The organism is Bradyrhizobium guangdongense, from assembly GCF_004114975.1.
GTDB classification, from domain to species: domain Bacteria; phylum Pseudomonadota; class Alphaproteobacteria; order Rhizobiales; family Xanthobacteraceae; genus Bradyrhizobium; species Bradyrhizobium guangdongense.
The window spans coordinates 5,256,140-5,276,641 of record NZ_CP030051.1 but is presented as its reverse complement, the minus strand read 5'-3'; the positions used below and the strand labels follow the sequence as shown (position 1 = coordinate 5,276,641).

General features: G+C 65.3%; 19 protein-coding genes. 14 read left to right on the top strand and 5 right to left on the bottom strand.

Annotated features, from left to right (window positions below; all coding sequences use genetic code 11):
• Window positions 1–113: 113 nt before the first annotated feature.
• The 3 genes from X265_RS25315 to ku all read right to left on the bottom strand — a co-directional run bounded on the left by X265_RS25315 (window position 114) and on the right by ku (window position 1,849).
• Window positions 114–278 carry a Flp family type IVb pilin gene (locus X265_RS25315; RefSeq protein ID WP_128967283.1) on the bottom strand — a complete coding sequence of 55 codons (165 nt, stop codon included), beginning with the start codon at window positions 276–278 and terminating at the stop codon, window positions 114–116.
• 301 nt (window positions 279–579) lie between these two features.
• The gene (locus X265_RS25310; protein WP_128967282.1) at window positions 580–816 is read right to left on the bottom strand and encodes a hypothetical protein; all 237 of its coding nucleotides are present in this window, start codon (window positions 814–816) and stop codon (window positions 580–582) included.
• Between the two features lie 58 nt (window positions 817–874).
• Entirely contained in the window at window positions 875–1,849 is a 975-nt protein-coding gene (gene ku, locus X265_RS25305) for a non-homologous end joining protein Ku (RefSeq protein WP_128967281.1), read from the bottom strand.
• A 236-nt stretch (window positions 1,850–2,085) separates the two neighbouring features.
• On the opposite strand from ku, the gene X265_RS40730 reads away from it, so the two are divergent.
• The 14 genes from X265_RS40730 (at window position 2,086) to X265_RS25240 (ending at window position 19,480) form a co-directional block, all read left to right on the top strand.
• Window positions 2,086–2,241, top strand: coding sequence for a hypothetical protein (locus tag X265_RS40730; RefSeq protein ID WP_164938784.1), 156 nt, complete (start codon window positions 2,086–2,088; stop codon window positions 2,239–2,241).
• Window positions 2,242–2,471: 230 nt separating this feature from the next.
• The gene (locus X265_RS25300) at window positions 2,472–3,143 is read left to right on the top strand and encodes a response regulator transcription factor (RefSeq protein ID WP_128967280.1); all 672 of its coding nucleotides are present in this window, start codon (window positions 2,472–2,474) and stop codon (window positions 3,141–3,143) included.
• A gap of 106 nt (window positions 3,144–3,249) precedes the next feature.
• Entirely contained in the window at window positions 3,250–4,626 is a 1,377-nt protein-coding gene (locus tag X265_RS25295) for a sensor histidine kinase (protein ID WP_128967279.1), read from the top strand.
• A gap of 148 nt (window positions 4,627–4,774) precedes the next feature.
• On the top strand, window positions 4,775–6,178 hold the full coding sequence (locus X265_RS25290; protein WP_128967278.1) for a hypothetical protein: 1,404 nt from the start codon (window positions 4,775–4,777) through the stop codon (window positions 6,176–6,178).
• 98 nt (window positions 6,179–6,276) lie between these two features.
• Complete coding sequence (locus X265_RS25285; protein WP_128967277.1) at window positions 6,277–6,546, top strand: hypothetical protein; 270 nt, start codon at window positions 6,277–6,279, stop codon at window positions 6,544–6,546.
• Between the two features lie 131 nt (window positions 6,547–6,677).
• Window positions 6,678–7,793 (top strand): c-type cytochrome biogenesis protein CcmI, encoded by a 1,116-nt coding sequence (gene ccmI / locus X265_RS25280; RefSeq protein WP_128967276.1) that lies wholly within the window; start codon window positions 6,678–6,680, stop codon window positions 7,791–7,793.
• A gap of 37 nt (window positions 7,794–7,830) precedes the next feature.
• Window positions 7,831–8,355, top strand: a complete 525-nt coding sequence (gene ccmE / locus X265_RS25275) for a cytochrome c maturation protein CcmE (protein ID WP_128967275.1) — start codon at window positions 7,831–7,833, stop codon at window positions 8,353–8,355.
• Complete coding sequence (locus X265_RS25270) at window positions 8,352–10,334, top strand: heme lyase CcmF/NrfE family subunit (protein WP_128967274.1); 1,983 nt, start codon at window positions 8,352–8,354, stop codon at window positions 10,332–10,334. Before ccmE ends, X265_RS25270 begins: the two co-directional genes overlap by 4 nt.
• Window positions 10,335–10,338: 4 nt before the next feature.
• Window positions 10,339–10,818: a cytochrome c-type biogenesis protein gene (locus X265_RS25265; RefSeq protein ID WP_128967273.1), complete on the top strand. Its 480-nt coding sequence runs from the start codon at window positions 10,339–10,341 to the stop codon at window positions 10,816–10,818.
• Window positions 10,819–10,945: 127 nt separating this feature from the next.
• Window positions 10,946–12,289: a methyl-accepting chemotaxis protein gene (locus X265_RS25260; protein ID WP_128967272.1), complete on the top strand. Its 1,344-nt coding sequence runs from the start codon at window positions 10,946–10,948 to the stop codon at window positions 12,287–12,289.
• Window positions 12,290–12,510: 221 nt separating this feature from the next.
• Window positions 12,511–14,085: a Do family serine endopeptidase gene (locus tag X265_RS25255; RefSeq protein ID WP_128967271.1), complete on the top strand. Its 1,575-nt coding sequence runs from the start codon at window positions 12,511–12,513 to the stop codon at window positions 14,083–14,085.
• 295 nt (window positions 14,086–14,380) lie between these two features.
• On the top strand, window positions 14,381–15,061 hold the full coding sequence (locus X265_RS25250) for a response regulator transcription factor (protein ID WP_128967270.1): 681 nt from the start codon (window positions 14,381–14,383) through the stop codon (window positions 15,059–15,061).
• A complete protein-coding gene (locus X265_RS25245; RefSeq protein WP_128967269.1) occupies window positions 15,045–16,505 on the top strand; it encodes a sensor histidine kinase in 1,461 nt (486 codons plus the stop codon). The genes X265_RS25250 and X265_RS25245 overlap by 17 nt, the downstream gene beginning before the upstream one ends.
• A complete protein-coding gene (locus tag X265_RS25240) occupies window positions 16,502–19,480 on the top strand; it encodes a bifunctional [glutamine synthetase] adenylyltransferase/[glutamine synthetase]-adenylyl-L-tyrosine phosphorylase (protein ID WP_128967268.1) in 2,979 nt (992 codons plus the stop codon). The genes X265_RS25245 and X265_RS25240 overlap by 4 nt, the downstream gene beginning before the upstream one ends.
• On the opposite strand, the gene X265_RS25235 is transcribed toward X265_RS25240, so the two are convergent.
• Window positions 19,446–19,682 carry a formate dehydrogenase subunit delta gene (locus X265_RS25235; protein WP_128967267.1) on the bottom strand — a complete coding sequence of 79 codons (237 nt, stop codon included), beginning with the start codon at window positions 19,680–19,682 and terminating at the stop codon, window positions 19,446–19,448. The two genes, X265_RS25240 and X265_RS25235, sit on opposite strands and share 35 nt — an antisense overlap.
• Window positions 19,669–20,499: a formate dehydrogenase accessory sulfurtransferase FdhD gene (gene fdhD, locus X265_RS25230; RefSeq protein WP_128967266.1), complete on the bottom strand. Its 831-nt coding sequence runs from the start codon at window positions 20,497–20,499 to the stop codon at window positions 19,669–19,671. Before fdhD ends, X265_RS25235 begins: the two co-directional genes overlap by 14 nt.
• Between the last annotated feature and the right edge of the window lie 3 nt (window positions 20,500–20,502).

Here is a 20,502-nt window from a genome sequence, read left to right as displayed (position 1 = left end):
GGCGCGGACCGCAGGAGCTGGGTCCGTCATGCTTAGCCGCCGCCGGTTCGACAGGCTTGACTCAGATCATGGTGCGCGAGATCGGTGGCGTGCCTCGCAAGGGCCAGGGGGAGTTACTTCGCGGCCGCGCTGATCGAGACGAACTTGTTGCTGAGCAGGACGCTGCCCGTGTTGGTGACGACGGTCACGATGGCGAGTGCGATGCCGGCGGCGATCAGGCCATACTCGATTGCGGTGGCGGCACTCTCGTCGGCAAGAAAAGACCTGAGCAAAATCATCGCCAACTCCTTCATTCGGTCCAGTATAGGCGGGCGCCGTTATCAAAGTGGTAAAGTGATCGACGAGACTTGCGCCCATCAATAAGGGCGTGCTCGGCCGAGCTGGCCTGATGTGTCTTAAGGTAACAGCCGTTAAGCGAAGGTTTCATTATCCAATTCAAATGAACGGAAGCGAGCGCGCCCCGCGTGGTGGTGTGCGCCTGCGGCGGCAGGATGGAGTCGTGGTGGCGAAAGTGACCATGCCGCTTAAGGGATTGTTGAGGCTGTTCCTCAATCGATCGGCAAGCATGCCGATCGCGGCTCATCGACGCCGGGTATTCGCGCTCAATGCGCGCAGCATGCCGATGCGGGCGAACATCAGCCAGCCGCCGCCGGTCTCCGCTGCGTTGATCAGCATCTCGATCGCGGTCTGCCAGCGAGCCTCCTGCTGCTCGGCCTCGGGCAGCTGCATGATGAAGTCGGCCGCCTCTTGCAACGTGCGCAGCTTGCGCCCGCCGCGCAAGCCGATCGGATCGTCGAACGGCGTCGACCAGGGCATGTCAGGCTGCCCGATCGGTGAGGAGCGGCGTCACGGTGCGACCAGCGATGCGATGCCGTCAGCCGGCTTTCTTGGCTCGCGTTGTGGTGCGCACCGGCTTGTCGGCTTTCTTGGGCGCAGCCTCCTTGGCTGCGGCCTCCTTGCCGCCCTTGCCGGAGATCGGCAGCAGCATCTCGCGCTGGCCCTCGACGCGCTTCTTGGACTTCTTGGTTTTGATGGCTTCCTTGGCGACCTTCGCCGCAGGAGCTGCATCCTTCTCGCTCGCGAGGCTCTTCTTCAGCGCGTCCATCAGGTTGATGACGTTGCCGCCGGTCTTCGGCGTGGACTTGGCCGCGATCGGTGTGCCCGCGCGCTTCTTGTTGATGAGATCGATCAACGCGGTCTCGTAATGGTCCTCGAACAGCTCGGGCTCGAAGGCGCCGGATTTCTTCTCGACGATGTGCTTGGCGAGGTCGAGCATGTCCTTCGTCAGCTTCACGTCCTGGATGTCGTCGAAATATTCCTTCTCGCTGCGAACTTCGTAGGGATAGCGCAGCAGCGTGCCCATCAGCCCGCTCTCGAGCGGCTCCAGCGCGATGATGTGCTCGCGATTGGTCAGCACCACGCGACCGATCGCGACCTTGTCCATGCTGCGAATGGTCTCGCGGATCACCGCATAGGCGTCGTGGCCGACCTTGCCGTCGGGCACGAGATAATAGGGGCGGATCAGATAGCGGTTGTCGATGTCGGCCTTCGGCACGAACTCGTCGATCTCGATCGTATGGGTGGAGTCGAGCGCGATATCGTCGAGCTCGTCCTTGGTGACCTCGATGTAGGTGTCGGTGTCGACCTTGTAGCCCTTGACGATGTCCTCGGAGGTCACCTCGTCACCGGTCTCGGCGTCGACCTTGAGGTACTTGATCCGGTGGCCGGTCTTGCGGTTGATCTGGTTGAACGAGACCTTCTCGGTATCCGATGTGGCGGGATACAGCGCGACCGGACAGGTCACGAGCGAGAGGCGCAAAAAACCCTTCCAATTGGCACGGGGGGCCATGGGTTACTCCAAACGCAACAGGGACAGCAGACAAGGATACCATCGAGGAACAGCGAATCATAGCGAGGCGGGACGCTGAATCTGGCAACTGCGTTAACCGGTCGCTGGGCTTGTGGTCGCTGCCTGATCCCGCGGCAAAAGGCCGGAACATCGTATCGGATGGGGCGTTGGCTCGGGACAGACGGCTGCAAGGAGGTTGCAGTCACCGGAGACGACATCCAAAGATTGAGGACACTATGGCAACCACGCGAGAGCAGAACCGGGTCGTCGAAACTCCGACCGAGGCGCGCCAGGGCGAACCGGGACCGTCGGTCGCCGCACTGCTCGCCATCTCGACCGGGCTTGCGATCTTGATCCTCGCCGTCATCTGGTTCGTGTTCTTCCGGACCTGACGGCCGAATCGACGGGAAGGGCGGACCTTCCTCTTCGCCGCACAACGCGGCACATTGCGCCCGTCACGCTGCCGGCCGGTCCGGTGGTGTGGCGGGCGCAGTCGCATCGGGCCCGAACACATCGTATATGACCAAAAAGTAACGCGCCCGGTTCCCGGTGTTCATATTCAGTTCACGCCGGAATTGCTCATCTGGTGCCGTGTTCATGCGGCCTATGTCTGGAGAGAAGCGTGCGCCTGCTCGTTGTTGAGGATGACCCCGATCTCAATCGCCAGCTCACCAAGGCGCTGACCGACGCAGGCTATGTCGTCGACCGCGCCTTCGACGGAGAAGAAGGACACTATCTCGGCGACAACGAGCCCTACGACGCCGTGGTGCTCGATATCGGCTTGCCGAAGAAGGACGGCATCTCGGTGCTGGAGGCCTGGCGCCGCAACGGCCGCACCATGCCTGTGCTGATCCTCACCGCCCGCGATCGCTGGAGTGACAAGGTGCAGGGTTTCGATGCCGGCGCCGACGATTACGTGCCCAAGCCGTTCCATCTGGAGGAGGTGCTGGCGCGCATCCGTGCGCTGCTGCGCCGCTCGACCGGTCATGCCCAGAGCGAACTCAGCTGTGGCCCTGTCACGCTCGACACCCGCACCGGCCGGGTCAGCGTTTCGGGCAACCCGGTCAAGATGACCTCGCACGAATATCGGCTTCTGGCCTACCTGATGCACCATTCGGGTCGCGTCGTCTCGCGCACCGAGCTGGTCGAGCATCTCTACGACCAGGACTTTGACCGCGACTCCAACACGATTGAAGTCTTCGTCGGCCGCATCCGCAAGAAGCTCGACGTCGATATCATCCAGACCGTCCGCGGGCTCGGCTATCTCCTGACCCCTCCGGCCGCCGGCGCCTGAGAGGTCTCTCCAAGGATCTTGGCTTGACGCACGGCGCGACACGGGCCTTGGTCGGGTCATGACTGCCGATGCCATGCCGCCCCCTCGCGCTCCCGGGATCATTCCGATGCCCGCCAGCTCGCTTGCGAACCGCCTGTTCCTATCGGCGACCGCCTGGCTCGTGGTGATCCTGGCCATCACGGGCGTGGTGCTGTCCTCGGTCTACAAGAACGCCACCGAGCGCGCCTTCGACCGCCGGCTCAACCTCTATCTCCGCACCCTGATCGCCGAGGTGGCCACCCCTGACGAGCCGCCGGACCGCCAATTCCAGTCGCTCGGCGAGCCCCTCTTCGAGCTGCCGCTGTCCGGCTGGTATTGGCAGATCACGCGTACCGACACCGAGAAGCCGGAGGTGCGCTCCTCGCGCTCGCTCTGGGACAAGAAGCTGCCGAAACTGGAAGACCAGGGCGCCGAGCTCACCGCCGCCGGCATTCGCCTCGCCTATGTCGATGGGCCGGAAGGGCAGAATCTGCGCATGGTCGAGCGTCCGGTCGATCTCGGCGCCGACGGCAAATACCTGGTCAGCGTCGCTGGCGACGACACCGAGATTTTCGATGAGACCCGCAGCTTCGACTATTATCTCGGCGGCACGTTCACGGCGCTCGGCATCGTGCTGCTGCTGACGACCGTGTTCCAGGTCCGCTTCGGTCTCGCGCCGCTCAAGCGCATCTCGGAATCCATCGCCGATATCCGCTCCGGGCGGGCGGAGCGGCTCGAGGGCGAGTTTCCGGTCGAAATCGCGCCGCTGGCGCGTGAGACCAACGCGCTGATCGATGCCAACAGGGAGATCGTCGAGCGCGCCCGCACCCATGTCGGCAACCTCGCCCATGCGATCAAGACGCCGCTGTCAGTGATCGTGAATGAGGCCGGCTCGCATGCCGACGATCCGTTCGCGGCCAAGGTGATGGAGCAGGCCGACGTGATGCGCAATCAGCTCGCCCACCACCTGGAGCGCGCCCGCATTGCGGCAAGAGTCTCGATCGTCGGCACGGTGACGGAGGTTGCGCCCGCCATCGAAGGACTGCGGCGGACCATGGAGAAGATCCACCGCGGCCGGGGCATTACCGTCGAAGCCAAGGCCGATCCCTCTGCGAAATTCCGGGGCGAGCGGCAGGATCTGGAGGAGATGGTCGGCAATCTGGTCGACAACGCCTGCAAATGGGCCGCTTCGCGGGTCTTTATCGAAGTCTTGGTAGAGGCCCCGCAGCAGGCGGGCGCGGGCCCCCGGCTGCGGCTTATCGTCGATGATGATGGGCGCGGCCTCTCGGAGGCCGAGCGCGCCCAGGTTTCCCGGCGCGGCCAGCGGCTCGACGAATCAAAGCCGGGCTCGGGCCTCGGCCTGTCGATCGTGACCGACCTCGCCGCTCTCTATGGCGGCAATCTCTCGCTTGGCCGTGCGCCGATCGGGGGCCTGCGGGCCGAGCTGGTGTTGCCGGGAATATAATCCTCTGATCCAACACGATTATTTGGGTTTCCGGGTGAAACCAGGGGAATTCGGCGCAACGTCCTCAACGGCTTCTTAAGGCGCTCCCACCTATGATCGGAACGGACGCATCCCACGTCCGCCACTTTACCATGCATTACCCGGGCGCATGAGCCAGACATCGATCGAGCGGCTGAGGGAATATCTCGCGCAGCTCCCGCCGCAGGCGCAGGCGCTGCTGATGCGGGAGTTCGAGCGCGCGCTCGAGCGCGGCCAGGATACGGCCGTGGCAACGCTCGTGCTCGAGCAGTTGCGCAAGATCGTACGTAAGAGCGAGACCGACGACGCCCCGCCGCCACGCACCGACGATCTATCGCGGCTGCTGTTCCAAGTTGTGGAACCGTTTCTGATCGAGGCGGGCGCCCCGATTCGGGTCGGCCAGATCCGTCGCTCTTCGCTGCATCCGATCTGGCAATGGCTCGGCCGCGATGGTGCTCCGGACAAGATCGCTGAATTCGAGGCCGCACTGGCCCGCATGCCGGCAACAGACAGCACAGGACAGGTCGAGGCGCTGGCGCTCAAGCTGCAGGCCGTGGCCGCCGATGCGATCTCCGAGCTGACGGGACCTGGCGGCGGCGACAAGTCGCGCGCGCTCGCCCGCGTCGGTGCGCCCAACGTGATCGAGGACCTCTATTCCATCGGCGCTGTCCTCGCCGTTCGCGAGGCCCTCGCCACGCTCAATGAAAAGCTGCCGCGCTTCCTGCGCACGTTCGGCGATCCCCAGATCGCCTCCGTGACGTCTGCGCTCAATATTCCGGTACTCCAGACCCCGCAGATGTTGCCCTTTGCACTGTCGGTGGTGGTCCAGCGGATGACCGCGCCGTGGCAGATCATTCGGCTTGCCATCAAGATCGCCGCGTCCGACGACGAGATCCGCGTCGCAGCCACACCTTACGGCGTCGCCGTCACGATAGCCCTGCACGATCTGTCCCGCGTTGCCGCCATTTTGCGAATGGACATCAAGCGCGGTCATTTCGAGACCTTCGCCGACAATCTCAAGGCGCTGCATGACGGTGTTCGCGGCCTGCGCACGGAACTCGACCTGCGCAACGATTCCGCTTGGGGCAAGCAGCTGACATCGATCCGGGCCGACATCTCCAACGCGCTGCAATCGGAGATCGATAGTGTTCCCGGCCGCGTCCGCCGCATTCTGCGTCAGCGACCCGAAAAGGATATTCCGCCGGGAGCGCGGATCGACAGCACCGAGGTCGAGGAAACGGTCGCGCTGATCGACTTCGTCGCAACCTGCCGCAATTACGCGAGCGAGCTCGCGATCAACGAGGTGACGCTGCGCACCTATTCCGACCTGCAGCAATATGTCGAACGGTCGACCGAGCAGCTGGTGCAGTCGCTGCGGGCCGCCGATCACAAGGTGCGCACCTACCGGCAACAGCAGGTGCAGGCCGCGATCCGCTTCTGCCAGGTGCTGTTCGGTGACGATTATGCGTCGCTGATGAGCCGCGCCGCGGAGAACGCGGCGACAGGCGAGCGCAAATCGACGCGCGCGAGCTGATTGGGCGCAGTTTTCGAGATCACAATTTATAGTTGACCATGCCGGTCGTGGGTTCTACGGTCCCCGTGCAAGCTTTTGAAATTTCTACTTGTGGGCGCATGAAACCCATCATCAACTCCATTGAAATTGAAAACCGCGTCATTGTTGCCAAATATCGAAGGCTGATGGTGGGCGCGCAGGTCGTACTGGTTGAGAAGGCAAGCGGCCGCCAATTGTCTGAGACCGTCACCAGGGTTGCATCGCCTGTTCCCGTCGGGGCCCTGCGTATCAGATTGCCCGAGGCCATCGAGCCGGGAACATACTTCTTGAGGGCCCTCAACGGGCGCGGCGAGGATGCCGCGCAAAGCGTAGACTTCGAGATCGGCTAAGCCGTTGGATCTTCACCGTTTCGGGATTGTGCGCGCTCGCGCCAATTTGACAATTGTCAATTGCCGCATCGTCCGGCCGTGGTGTAAAGGCACCTATGGGCGCGGCTCACGCGCCGCCGGAAGCTTGCCAGATGACGTTATGGTTCGTGTTCGCGCTGATGACGGTCGCGGCGATATTCGCCGTGCTCTGGCCGCTCGGCCGTGGCGGGCGCGACCAAAATCAAGGCAGCGAGGTCACGGTCTACAAGGACCAGCTGGCCGAGATCGAGCATGATCTCGCGGCAGGACTGATTGCGCGACCTGAAGCCGAGGCGGCGCGCGTCGAGATCAGCCGCAGGCTGCTCGCCGCTGATAGCAGCGAGTCCGCGCTCGTGCCGACATCCAATCTGAAATGGCGCCGCGGGGCGGCCGTGCTGGCGCTGGTCGGCCTGCCGCTGGTCGCGGCTGCGATCTATGTTCCACTCGGCTCGCCGGCACTTCACGACTTTCCGCTGGCGCAGCGCGAACGCGAGGCGGCGCGGCCCGGCATGGCGCAGTCGCTCGAGAATCTCGTCGCGCAGGTTCAGCAGCACCTGGAGAAAAATCCGAACGATGGCCGCGGCTGGAACGTGCTTGCGCCGGTGTTGGAGCGGCTTGGCCGCTTCGACGAGGCCGTGCGCGCCTACCGCAATTCGATCACCTACAACGGCGAGAGCGCGGAGCGCCGCTCCGATCTCGGCGAGGCCATCGCGGCCGCTGCCGGCGGCGTGGTGACGGCGGACGCCAAGACCGAGTTCGAGCGCGCGCACGCGCTCAACGCCGACGATCCCAAGGCGAACTATTTCCTCGGGCTCGCCGCCGAGCAGGACGGCCGCAAGGATGAGGCGGCCAACATCTGGCGCGCGCTGCTGGCGAAGGCTCCGGCGGACGCGCCTTGGCGGCCACTGGTGCAGACCTCGCTCGCCCGGGTTGGCGGTGGCGGCACGATGCCGGCCCTGTCGGACGAGACGATCGCGGCCTCCAAGGAAATGAACGACGGCGATCGCAACGCGATGATCCGTGGCATGGTCGAACGACTCGCCACGCGGCTGAAGCAGAATGGCGACGACGTCGACGGTTGGCTGCGCCTGGTGCGTGCCTATCTGGTGATGGGCGATCGCGACAAGGCGGTTGGCGCCTCGACCGACGCACGCCAGGCGGTCGCGAACAACGCCGAGCGGCTGCGCCAGCTCAACGAAGGCCTCAAGACTCTCGGGCTCGACGGATGACAATCGCAGAACGGGACGAGCGGAGAACGGATACGCCATGACGCGCAAGCAGCGACGGATGACCATCATCGGCGGCTCGCTCGCCGTTCTCGCGCTCGCGGCCGCGCTTGTGCTCAATGCCTTGCGCGACTCCATCGTGTTCTTCTCCACTCCGTCCATGGTGGCCGAGAAGCACGTTCAGCCCGGCAAGCGCTTTCGCCTTGGCGGCCTGGTGCAGCCGGGCTCGCTCCAGCGCGGCGACAATCTCGCCGTGACGTTTGAAGTTGCCGACGGCAGTGCCAAGCTGCCCGTCGCATACAAGGGCATTCTGCCAGACCTGTTCCGCGAAGGGCAGGGCGTGGTCGCCGAAGGCGCGCTCGATGCCAACGGCGTGTTCAAGGCCGACACGGTGCTTGCCAAGCATGACGAGACCTATATGCCCAAGGACGTTGCTGACGCCCTCAAGAAGCAGGGGCATTGGAAGGACGATTACGGCGCTCAAGCGTCTGGTGGCGCAAAGCCTTCCGCGGATGCAAAGCCGGCCACGACGGCTCAGGGCAATTCGCAGGGAGCGGTGCGGTGATCGCGGAAGCCGGACATTACGCGCTGGTGCTGGCGCTCGCGCTGGCGCTGATTCAGTCCTTCGTGCCTGTCATCGGCGCGCGCCTGCGCGACCCTGCGCTGATGAACGTGGCGCGTTCCACCGCGCTGGCGCAGCTGCTGTTCGTCGGCGCGTCCTTCATTGCGCTGGTGACGCTGCACGTGAACTCGGACTTCTCCGTCGCGAACGTCTACGAAAATTCGCACTCCATGAAGCCGCTGATCTACAAGATCACGGGCGTGTGGGGAAACCATGAAGGCTCGATGCTGCTGTGGGTGTCGATCCTGGCGCTGTTCGGCGGGCTGGTCGCTGCCTTCGGCAACAATCTGCCACTGTCGCTGCGCGCGCATGTGCTGAGCGTGCAAGCCTGGATCGCGAGTGCGTTCTATCTCTTCATCCTGATTACGTCGAATCCGTTCCTGCGCATCGCCAACCCGCCGATCGAGGGGCGCGATCTCAATCCGGTCCTGCAGGACATCGGGCTCGCGGTGCATCCGCCGATGCTCTATCTCGGCTATGTCGGCTTCTCGATCTCGTTCTCCTTTGCGATCGCGGCGCTGATCGAGGGACGGATCGACGCGGCCTGGGCGCGCTGGGTGCGGCCGTGGACGCTGGTCGCCTGGATCTTCCTGACCCTGGGCATCGCGATGGGCTCCTACTGGGCCTATTACGAGCTTGGCTGGGGCGGCTGGTGGTTCTGGGATCCGGTCGAGAATGCCTCGCTGATGCCGTGGCTTGCGGGCACCGCGCTGTTGCATTCGGCGCTGGTGATGGAGAAACGCAACGCGCTGAAGGTCTGGACCATTCTGTTGTCGATCCTGACCTTCTCGCTGTCGCTGCTCGGCACCTTCCTGGTTCGCTCGGGCGTCATCACCTCCGTGCACGCCTTCGCCAACGATCCGACCCGCGGCGTGTTCATCCTCTTGATCCTCTGCCTGTTCATCGGCGGCAGCCTGTCGCTGTTCGCGGGACGCGCGACCTCGCTCAAGCAGGGTGGCCTGTTCGCGCCGATCTCGCGCGAGGGCGCGCTGGTGCTGAACAATCTGCTGCTCACGGTGGCCTGTGCGGTCGTGCTGTTCGGAACGCTCTATCCGCTGGCCATGGAAGTGCTGGCCGACTTCAAGATGTCGGTCGGCGCTCCCTTCTACAACCTCACCTTCGTCCCTCTATTCACGTTGCTGCTGCTCGCGGTGCCGTTCGGGCCCATGCTGGCTTGGAAAAGGGGCGATCTGCTCGGTGTCACCCAGCGTCTGCTTGCCGCCGGCGTCGCCGGCCTCGTCGTGATCGCCATCGTCTGGGCCTGGACGCGGGGCGGCAGCGCGCTGGCGCCGTTGGCGATCGGGCTCGGCGTCTTCGTCATTGCGGGTGCCGTAACGGACGTGGCTGAACGAACCGGCCTGTTTCGCCTGCCGTTCGCGACCACGCTGCACCGCGCCCGCGGCCTGCCGCGTTCGGCCTGGGGCACCGCGTTTGCCCATGCCGGTCTCGGGATCGCGCTGATCGGGATCGTCTGCGAGACCACCTGGAACAGCGAATATATCGCGACCATGAAGCCGAACGACGTCGCGCAGGTCGCCGGATATGATCTGAAGCTCAATGGCCTGCTTGAGCGCCAAGGGCCGAACTACCGCGAAATGGTCGCCCAGTTCCAGGTCAGCCGGGGCGGCGAAGCGCTCAGCGTCATGACGCCGTCAAAGCGCAGCTTCACGACGCGCGGCGCCTCGACCACGGAAGCCGCCCTTCTGACCCGCGGCGCGAGCCAGCTCTACATTTCGCTCGGCGACGTCACCGCCGAAGGTGCGATCGCCGTGCGCATCTATCACAAGCCCTTCGTGCTCCTGATCTGGTGGGGGCCGGTGCTGATGGCGTTCGGCGGCGTGCTGTCGCTGTCCGACCGGCGCCTGCGGGTCGGCGCGCCCAAACCGGCGCGAGCCAAGCAACGCCTGCAGCCGGCGGAGTGATCCGATGCGTCGGATGATGGCCGCGATCGTTGCGCTCCTGCTGCTGGCTGTGCCTGCGGTACACGCCGTGCAGCCCGACGAGATCATGTCGGACCCGGCGAAGGAGGCGCGCGCGCGGGAATTGTCGCGCGAGCTGCGCTGCATGGTCTGTCAGAACCAGTCGATCGACGATTCGGACGCGCCGCTTGCGCGCGATCTGCGGCTCCTCGTGCGCGAGCGGATCGCGGCCGGCGACAGCAATTCGCAGGTGCTCGACTTCCTGGTCGCACGCTACGGCGAGTTCGTGCTGCTGAAGCCTCGCTTCGAACGGCAGACCATCATGTTGTGGCTGCTCGCGCCGCTGCTGCTGGCCGGTGGCGGCTTTGCACTCTGGCGGCAGAATCGGCGCCGCTCGCGAAGTGGTGCAGATGTACCGGCGCCGCCGCTGACGCCGGACGAAGAGGCTCGGCTCGCCGCATTGATGTCGGACGAAGCGAAGTCCTAGCCGTTTCCAAGTCGCTCCGGTCTACGTAGTGTTACCGGGATTGCCAGCCCTGCTGGCGACTTCATGCTATTTTGACCTTTGTCTGGAAGCTTGTCGCAAGCTTTGATTCCAGCCTCCGGGTTCTCCCATGTTCACGAACAGCAATCTGACGATCCGCTTCCTGGTCGGCGCGGTCGTCGCCGCATTATTGTTCTTGCTGGGCATCGGCGGCGGCACCGGCTTCATTGCCGTGCTCTATCTCAACAACGAAATCACCAGCCTGTCGTCCGACTTCGCCGCACTGAGCGGTCCGGCACGCGACCACGCGATGCAGATCTACCAGCAGGCCCAGGCTGCCTTCTCCTGGTTCCTGGTCGCCTGCGGCGGGATCGCAATCGTCGCCATAGCGATCTGCCTCACCACGTGGTTCGCAGTACGAAACGGCATCCTCAGTCCGCTGGCGGCGATCGTGCATGCGATGCGCGAGGTTGCCGATCAGAAGTTCGAGACGCCGGTTCCGGGCCTCGGCGGCACCAACGAGATCGGCCTGCTCGCCGCCGCGCTGGAAGTCTTCAAGACCAGCGGCATCGAGCGGCGGCATCTGACGGAGCAGCAGCTGCACGAAGTGCAGCACCAGGCGGAGCGATCAAGATATCTCGATGCCCGGATCAAGAGCTTCAACGATCTCGTCGCCAGCGTCGTCGACAGCGTGGCGTCGTCGGCCGAGCATCTGAAGCGCAACGCCGAGACGCTGTCGCAGACCGCGAACGACACCAGCACCAAGGCCAACGCCGTGGCGAGCGCCGCGAGCCAGGCCAGCGCCAGCGTGCAGACGGTCGCGGGCTCGGCCGAGGAGATGACGAATTCGATCGGCACGATCAGCCGCCGTGTCACGGACGCGACCCAGCGTGCCGAGGGTGCGGCCACGCAGGCCGAGAAGAGCCGCGACACCATCCACACGCTCTCGGAGGCCGCCGACAAGATCGGCGAGGTCGTGCAGCTCGTGCAGGCGATCGCATCGCAGACCAATCTTCTGGCGCTCAACGCCACCATCGAGGCGGCGCGGGCGGGGGAGGCCGGCAAGGGCTTTGCCGTGGTCGCCTCCGAGGTGAAGAGCCTGGCGCATCAAACCAGCAAGGCGACGGAGGAAATCACCTCCCATGTCGCCAGCATCCAGGGCATCACCGCGGAGACGCGCGGGGCGATCGACGCGATCTCGAAGACGCTGTCGGAGATCTCGTCGATCATGTCCGGCATCGAGGTCGACACCGCCCAGCAGCGCAACGCCACGCAGGACATCAGCCGCAGCGTCCAGGACGCCGCGCGCGGCACGCTCGACGTCTCCAACCACATCGTCCAGATCACCTCGACCTCGGCAGAGACCGGCCGGATGGCGGCCGAGGCCCGCGATTCGGCCGTCGATCTGTCGCAACAGGCCGAGACCCTGAAGCGCGAAGTCGACGAATTCATCGTCAGTGTCAGGGCAAGCTGAGGGACGGAAAGAGCGCGCCGCCGCCCGTTCCGGGGAACCCCATTAAGTTCCTGTAAAAGCGTAACTTTCGGGTTGCGATAACTGCCGCATCGGAGCGGCCGCTTCATTACGAAAGTTTAACCCCGCAGCCAGCGCGCGGTAAGGCGGAAGTCCCCATCTTCAGGTCCGTAAGGTGCCGCCATCGGGCACCAAAAGGATTTCAAGGCCCTGGAGACCTCTGCATGACCGACCGTCCCGATCTCACCAACCTTCCGTCCTACCGGCAGCCCCGCCGCTCGGTGTTGTCCGTCCGCAGGATTGCGCTGATGGCCTCGGTCGTCGCCGGTCTCGGCATCGCCGTCCATGGCTTCAGCCCGTCGACGTCGCCCGCCGATTTGTTCTCCAGCCCGGCGCACGCGCAGGTCAACAACGAGGTCAAGAAGGTCGAGCGTCCGATCGGCTTTGCCGACATTGTCGAGCGGGTGAAGCCCTCGGTGATCTCCGTCAAGGTCAACATCAAGGAGAAGACCGCCAGCAACGACGACGGTGATGATTCCTCGCCGTTCCAGCCGGGCTCGCCGATGGAGCGCTTCTTCCGCCGCTTCGGCGGTCCGGACGGCATCCCGGGTCTGAAGGGCGGCCGTGGCCGCGTCGTGCAGGGCCAGGGCTCCGGCTTCTTCATCTCGGCTGACGGTTATGCCGTGACCAACAACCACGTGGTCGACGGCGCCGACAAGGTCGAGGTGACCACCGATGACGGCAAGACCTACAGCGCCAAGGTGATCGGCACCGACCAGCGTACCGACCTCGCCCTGATCAAGGTCGAGGGCGGCTCCAACTTCCCGTTCGCCAAGCTTGCCGACGGCAAGCCGCGGATCGGCGACTGGGTGCTCGCGGTCGGCAACCCCTTCGGTCTCGGCGGCACCGTGACCGCCGGCATCGTCTCGGCCAGCGGCCGCGACATCGGCAACGGCCCCTATGACGATTTCATCCAGATCGACGCGCCCGTGAACAAGGGCAATTCCGGTGGTCCGGCCTTCAACACCGATGGTGAGGTGATGGGCGTCAACACCGCGATCTATTCGCCGTCGGGCGGCAGCGTCGGCATCGCGTTCTCGATTCCCGCCAGCACCGTCAAGAGCGTGGTCGCCCAGCTCAAGGACAAGGGCTCGGTCAGCCGCGGCTGGATCGGCGTGCAGATCCAGCCCGTGACGTCTGACATCGCCGACAGTCTCGGCATGAAGAAGGCCGAAGGAGCGCTGGTGGCGGAGCCGCAGTCGAACGGTCCGGCGGCGAAGGCCGGCATTGAGTCCGGCGACGTGATCACCGCGGTCAACGGCGAATCCGTCAAGGACGCCCGCGAACTGGCCCGCACCATCGGCGGCATGGCGCCCGGCGCCTCCGTGAAGCTCAACGTGCTGCACAAGGGCCAGGACAAGACCGTAAACCTCACCCTCGGTCAGCTGCCGAACACGGTGGAGGCCAAGGCCGACACCGATAACGACAGCGGCAAGGGCGCGAGCAAGGGCACCGACGTGCCGAAGCTCGGCATGACGGTCGCCCCCGCGAACTCGGTGGCCGGCGCCGGCAAGGAAGGCGTCGTCGTCACCGAAGTCGATCCGAAGAGCGCCGCGGCCGATCGCGGCTTCAAGGAAGGCGACGTGATTCTCGAAGTCGGCGGCAAGAGCGTGAGCACCGCCGGCGATGTCCGCGACGCCATCAACACGGCGCGCTCCGACAACAAGAACAGCGTCCTGATGCGGGTGAAGAGCGGCGGCCAGTCGCGCTTCGTGGCCGTGCCCATCGCCAAGGGCTGATCAAGGGCTGATCAAGGGCTGAGCCTCAGGAGGCTTACGAAATGAAGGGTGTCGCCGGCATCAGTCGCCCCCGCCGCCGACGCTCTTCCGGGGAGTTGAGCCCCGCTCGCTCCCCACGCCTACCTTCCGGTGGAAACACGCCCCCCTCCGTCGGAAGGCCTAGGGCGGTGAGGTCCCCCCAGCTTCACCGCCCGCCTTTTTGCTTACCCAAGCCTCGTTCACCTGGCTTGCATGCGATTGCCGCTCGCGCCATGTTTAGAGAAGGTTGACCTCCTTGACCGCCGCCGAACGCACGATGCGCCTCCTCATCATCGAAGACGACCGCGAATCCGCCGACTATCTCGTGAAGGCGTTTCGCGAAGTCGGACATATTGCCGACCACGCCGGTGACGGCGAGGAGGGCCTCGCCATGGCCGAGAACGGCGATTACGACGTCTTGGTGATCGATCGCATGCTGCCCAAGCGGGACGGCCTGTCGCTGATCGGCGCGCTGCGCGACAAGGGCGACACGACGCCGGTGCTGATTCTCTCCGCGCTCGGTCAGGTCGACGACCGCATCAAGGGTCTGCGCGCCGGTGGCGACGACTATCTACCGAAGCCCTATTCCTTCGCCGAGTTGCTCGCCCGCGTCGAGGTGCTGTCGCGCCGCCGCGGGGGACCTGCCGAGGATACGCTCTACCGCGTCGGCGATCTCGAGCTCGACCGGCTCTCTCACCGCGTCGCGCGCGGCAAGGACGAGCTGACGCTCCAGCCCCGCGAATTCCGCCTGCTCGAATATCTCATGAAGCATGCCGGCCAGGTGGTGACGCGCACCATGCTGCTGGAGAACGTCTGGGACTATCATTTCGATCCCCAGACCAACGTGATCGACGTGCACATTTCGCGGCTGCGCTCCAAGATCGACAAGGGCTTCGAGCGGCCGCTGCTGCACACGATCCGCGGCGCCGGGTACATGATCCGTGACGGCATTCGGTAAACTCGTCCGCACCACGGCGTTCCGGCTGACGCTGGTCTATCTGCTGCTGTTCGCGATGTTCGCGGCCTCGCTGCTCGGCTATTTCGCCTGGAACACGCGGCGGCTGATCACCGAGGAAATCACGCAGACGGTGAATGCCGAGACCTCGGAGATCAACGTGATCTATGATCGCCGCGGCTTGGTCGGCCTGGTGCGAACGATCGAATACCGCGCGCTCCGGCCGGGCGCCAACCTCTACCTCGTGACCACGCCGACCGGGCAGGCGGTTGCCGGCAATGTCGGCTCGCTCGCGCCGGGCGTGATGGCGACGCGCGGCTGGTCGGAGACCGCCTATCGGCGGCTCGAGGACGCAGACGACCGCGACCATCGCGCGCTGGTGCGCGTCACCGAGCTCGAGAACGGTTTCCGCCTCCTGATCGGCCGCGACCTCGCCGAGCGGCGGCGCCTGTTCGGCATCGTCGCCAAGGCGGCGCAATGGTCGATCCTGATCGTGGTCGTGCTCGGCCTCGGCGGCGGCGTCTTCGTCGCCCGCAGGGTGCTGACGCGCATCGATGCCATGAGCGGCACGGCCCACCGCATCATGACCGGCGATCTCAGCGAGCGCCTGCCTGTGGGGCGCAGTGGCGACGAGCTCGATCGTCTCGCCGAAAACCTCAATGCCATGTTGGAGCGGATCGAGGCGCTGATGGCGGGGCTGAAGGAGGTCTCCGACAACATCGCCCACGACCTCAAGACGCCGCTGACCCGCCTGCGCAACCGCGCCGAAGAGGCGCTGGCGAAATCAGGCTGCGAGGCGGATTACCGCGCCGCGCTGGAGCGGACCATCGAGGAATCCGACGGCCTGATCCGCACCTTCAACGCACTTCTGATGATCGCGCGCGCCGAGTCCGGCCAGGCGCGCGGCAACATGGATGATTTCGACGCCGCCGAGGTCGCGGGCGGCATCCACGAACTCTACGAGCCGCTCGCCGAAGATGACGGTATGACCTTGAAGGTGAGAGCCGAGCCGGCGCCGGTTCACGCCAATCGCGAATTGATCAGTCAGGCGCTGGCCAATCTCGTCGAGAATGCGATCAAGTACGGCAAGCCGGTCGCGCAGACCGGTGGAACCGTCGTCAGCATGGACTCCAGGCAGATCACGATCGAGGCGAAGCGCGAAGGCGATCAGGTGCTGCTCAGCGTCACCGATCACGGTCCCGGCATCCCGGAGGCGGACCGCAAGCACGCCGTCGAACGATTCGTGCGGCTGGAGGCGAGCCGCACGCTTCCGGGCTCGGGCCTCGGCCTCAGCCTTGCCTCCGCGGTTGCGACACTCCATGGCGGTGAATTGCGGCTGGGCGACGCCCAGCCCGGCCTCGTTGCCACGCTGGTGCTGCCGGCGCGCGCGGACGCCGGCGACAGGGTTGCTCCGCCAATACCGGATGTGCCACAGAAGGTGGCATGAACCACTCCGCGCCGGGAAACGCGGACAAGACTGGGAAGAGCCTGGCCGTACGCTTCGCGGAGGCTCCCCATATTGCCGCTTCCGCAACCCTCGAACGACGTCTTGAATCGTGGTTGGCCGAGATCGAGCCGGCACATCAGGCCCGTCTCGAAGCGCTGCTCGCCCATCCTTTCGCCCGGGACATCCTGGCCGGCATCGCGGAATTCTCGCCCTATCTGTTCGATCTTGTGCGCGCCGATGTGCCGCGCCTGATCCGGCTGCTCGAATGCGATCCGGACACACATCTTGCTGCGTTGATCGCGGAGGCGAGGGGCGCTGTGCTCGCCGCCCCCGCCGAGGCTGAGGTCATGCGGCTGCTTCGCCGCATGAAGGCCGAGGCGGCGCTGCTGATCGCGCTGTGTGACATCGGCGGGGTCTGGCCGGTGATGCGGGTGACGGCGGCACTGACCGACCTTGCCGTCTCTTCGGTGCAGCTGGCGCTTCAATATCTGCTGCGACAGGAAGCCGCACGCGGCAAGCTCGTGCCTGAAGATCCCGAGGCACCGGAAGTCGGCTGCGGCCTGATCGTGCTCGCCATGGGCAAGATGGGCGCGGGTGAGCTGAACTATTCCAGCGACATCGATCTCATCGTGTTCTTCGATCCCGATGCGACGACGCTTGCCCCTGATATCGAGCCGCAGCCGTTCTTCGTCCGGGTAACGCAGGGCTTGGCGCGTATCCTCCAGCAACGCACCTATGACGGCTACGTCTTTCGCGTCGATCTGCGGCTGCGTCCCGATCCGTCCTCGACGCAGGTCGCGATCTCGCGGGATGCCGCGCTGAACTATTACGAGCGGGAAGGGCGCACCTGGGAGCGAGCCGCTATGATCAAGGCGCGCGCCTGCGCCGGCGATGTCAAAGCGGGCGAGGCACTGCTGGCCGAAATCGCGCCCTTCGTCTGGCGCAAGCATCTCGATTTCGCAGCGCTGGCCGACGTGCACGATATGAAGCGGCAGATGCAGACCTATCGCGGTCAGAGCGAGATCGCCGTGGAAGGTCACAACGTCAAGGTCGGCCGCGGCGGCATCCGCGAGATCGAATTCTTCGCCCAGACCCAGCAGCTGATCGCCGGCGGCCGCCACCCGGAATTGCGGGTGCGGCCGACGCTGGCTGCGCTGAACATTCTGGCATCCAGCAATTGGATCACGTCGGCGGCGCGCGACGAACTGACCGCGGCCTATGAGTTCCTGCGCCGGGTCGAGCATCGTCTCCAGATGATCGGCGACGAGCAGACCCACGCACTGCCCGAAGATAAGGATGCGGTCGAACGCTTCGCCTGGTTCTTCGGCTATGACAACCGCGAGACTTTCGCGCGTGACCTGTTGCGCCAGCTCGAGATCGTCCAGGGACACTACGAGAAGCTGTTCGAGGGCGATGATCCGACCGGGACGGCAAAGCTGCCGGCCCTCGACTACAGTACAGGTCCCGAAGATCCGCGCATGCTGCAGCATCTGGCTACGCTCGGCTTCAAGAAGCCCGCTGCGGTCGCGCAGACGGTTCGCGACTGGATCACCGGCGACTACCGCGTGTTCCGCAATGAGGCGACGCGCAACGCGTTCGTCGAGTTCGTGCCGGCCCTGATCGACGGCCTCGCCCATGCCGAAGAGCCGGACCGCGCCGTCGTGGCATTCGATCAGTTCCTCGCGGCGCTCCAGCGCGGTGGGCGGCTGATCACGTTGCTCGGCCAGAACCGCGATCTCGTCGCGCTCGTGGCGCTCGTGCTTGGCGCGGCGCCCCGGCTCGGCGAGATGCTGGCGCGGCAGCCGCAACTGATGGACGGCCTGATCGACCCGCGCTTCTTCGGTGCGATGCCCGATCGTCAGGAATTGTCGGCGCGGCTCGCGGCCACGGTGCAGGATGCCGGCTCCTACGAGGAGTTCCTGGACCGCCTGCGGCTGTTTGGGCAGGAAAGCCTGTTCCTGATCGGCACGCGCATCCTCTCCGGCACCGTCTCGGCGCAGCAGGCGAGCACGGCCTTCGCCGACGTTGCCGAAGGCATCGTTCACACCGTGCACGGCCTCGTCGCCGATCGCTTTGCGGCCCAGTACGGCCGGATCAAGGAACAGGAGACCGCGATCATCGCGATGGGCCGGCTCGGCAGCCGTGAGATGACGGCATCCTCGGATCTCGATCTGATCCTGCTGTACGATTTCGACAGCGAGCATCCGGATTCCGACGGCGAGAAATCACTTCAGGGCGCGCATTATTTCGCCCGCTTCACCCAGCGCCTGATCAGCGCCTTCACGACCCGCACCAATTATGGCGTGCTTTATGAGATCGACATGCGGCTGCGCCCCTCCGGGCGCGCCGGTCCTGTCGCTTCGAGCCTCGTTTCCTTCGCGGACTACCAGGCCAACGAGGCCTGGACCTGGGAGCACATGGCGCTGACGCGTGCGCGCGTGGTGTCGGCGTCGCCGCAATTCCGGGAGCGAATTCAGCGCGTCATCCGCGAGGTCCTGACCCGACGCCGCGATGCCGCGATCATCGCCACCGATGTCGCCGACATGCGGCGCGCGATCGCGCAGGAGAAGGGCGAGAGCGACTATTGGGATCTCAAATATGCCGCCGGCGGCATGGTCGACATCGACTTCATCGCGCAATATCTCCAGCTCGTGCATGCCCATGACAAGCCGGAGATTCTCGACGTCGGCACCATCCAGGTGCTCGAAAATGCATGCCGGCTCGGCGTGCTCGCCCAATCCGAGACCGAGATCTTGCGGGCCGCGGCGCGGCTCTATCACGACCTCACGCAGATCCTAAGGCTCTGCGTCAGCGACCGCTTCAAGCCGGAGACGGCGGGCACCGATCTTCAGCGCGTGATGGCGCGCGCCGGCGATGCGCCGGACTTTTCCTCGCTGGAGGCGCGGGTCAAGGAGACGCAGAGCGAGGTGCGGCGGGTGTTCAGTGCGCTTCTGGAAGGGAAGCCGTCTGCTTGAGCGCGGTGAGCGCTTCGAGCACGTTCGGCTCCAGCCCCGCGCCACCGGCCTCCAGATGGGCGAAGATCGCGCGCTTCATCCGGGGATCCCAGAACTTCTTGATGTGGTCGGCGATCCCAGGCACGGCTTTGTCGTGGCCCTGGCTGCGAAAGAACGTACCGATCTGGTTGGCCATGTAGACGAGGCGGTCAGGCGACGACATCGATGATCTCCTGAGCACGACGAGCCGAGATTCGGCCCTCGTGCGTGAACACTTCAAACCCGTCGCTGCGGGCAATCGCGATCAGCGTGATGCCCGCCGCATTGGCGGTGCGGACTGCAAGCGCGGTGGGTGCGGAGACCGCGACCAGCACGGGCGCGCCGATGGCGGCCGTCTTCTGCACCATCTCGACCGAGACGCGGCTCGTCAGCAGCACCATGCCGGCACTTGCGTTCGTCCGGCTGCGGGCCAGTGCGCCCGCGAGCTTGTCGAGCGCGTTATGGCGGCCGACGTCCTCGCGCAAGGCGACGATGCCGTTCGAGGGCGACCAGAAGGCCGCGGCGTGGACCGCTCGGGTCTGCATGTTGATCGATTGCAGGGGCGCGATCGCCTGCATCGCCGCCATGACCTGCTGCGGCGTGAAGCTCTGTCCCTGCGGCACGATGGAAGCAGGCCGCACCGCCTCGGCGATGGAATCGACGCCGCAGAGCCCGCAGCCGGTGGGACCCGCAATGTGGCGCCGGCGCCCGCTGATACGGGCGGCGTCCTCGGGCGCCAGCCACATCCGCAGCTCGATGCCCTCATCGAGGCGAACCACATCGAGCGACTTGATATCGTCGACCGATTTGATGACGCCTTCGTCGAGGCTGAAGCCGATGGCAAAATCCTCCAGGTTCTGCGGCGTTCCCATCATGACGGCGTAGGTGCCGCCATTGTAGGTCAGCGCCAGCGGCGTCTCCTCGGGGATCAACCGCGTTCCCTCCGACGCGACACCGTCGCGCCAGATTTCGCGGTCGATGGCCTGAACCGGCACGTGCATGCG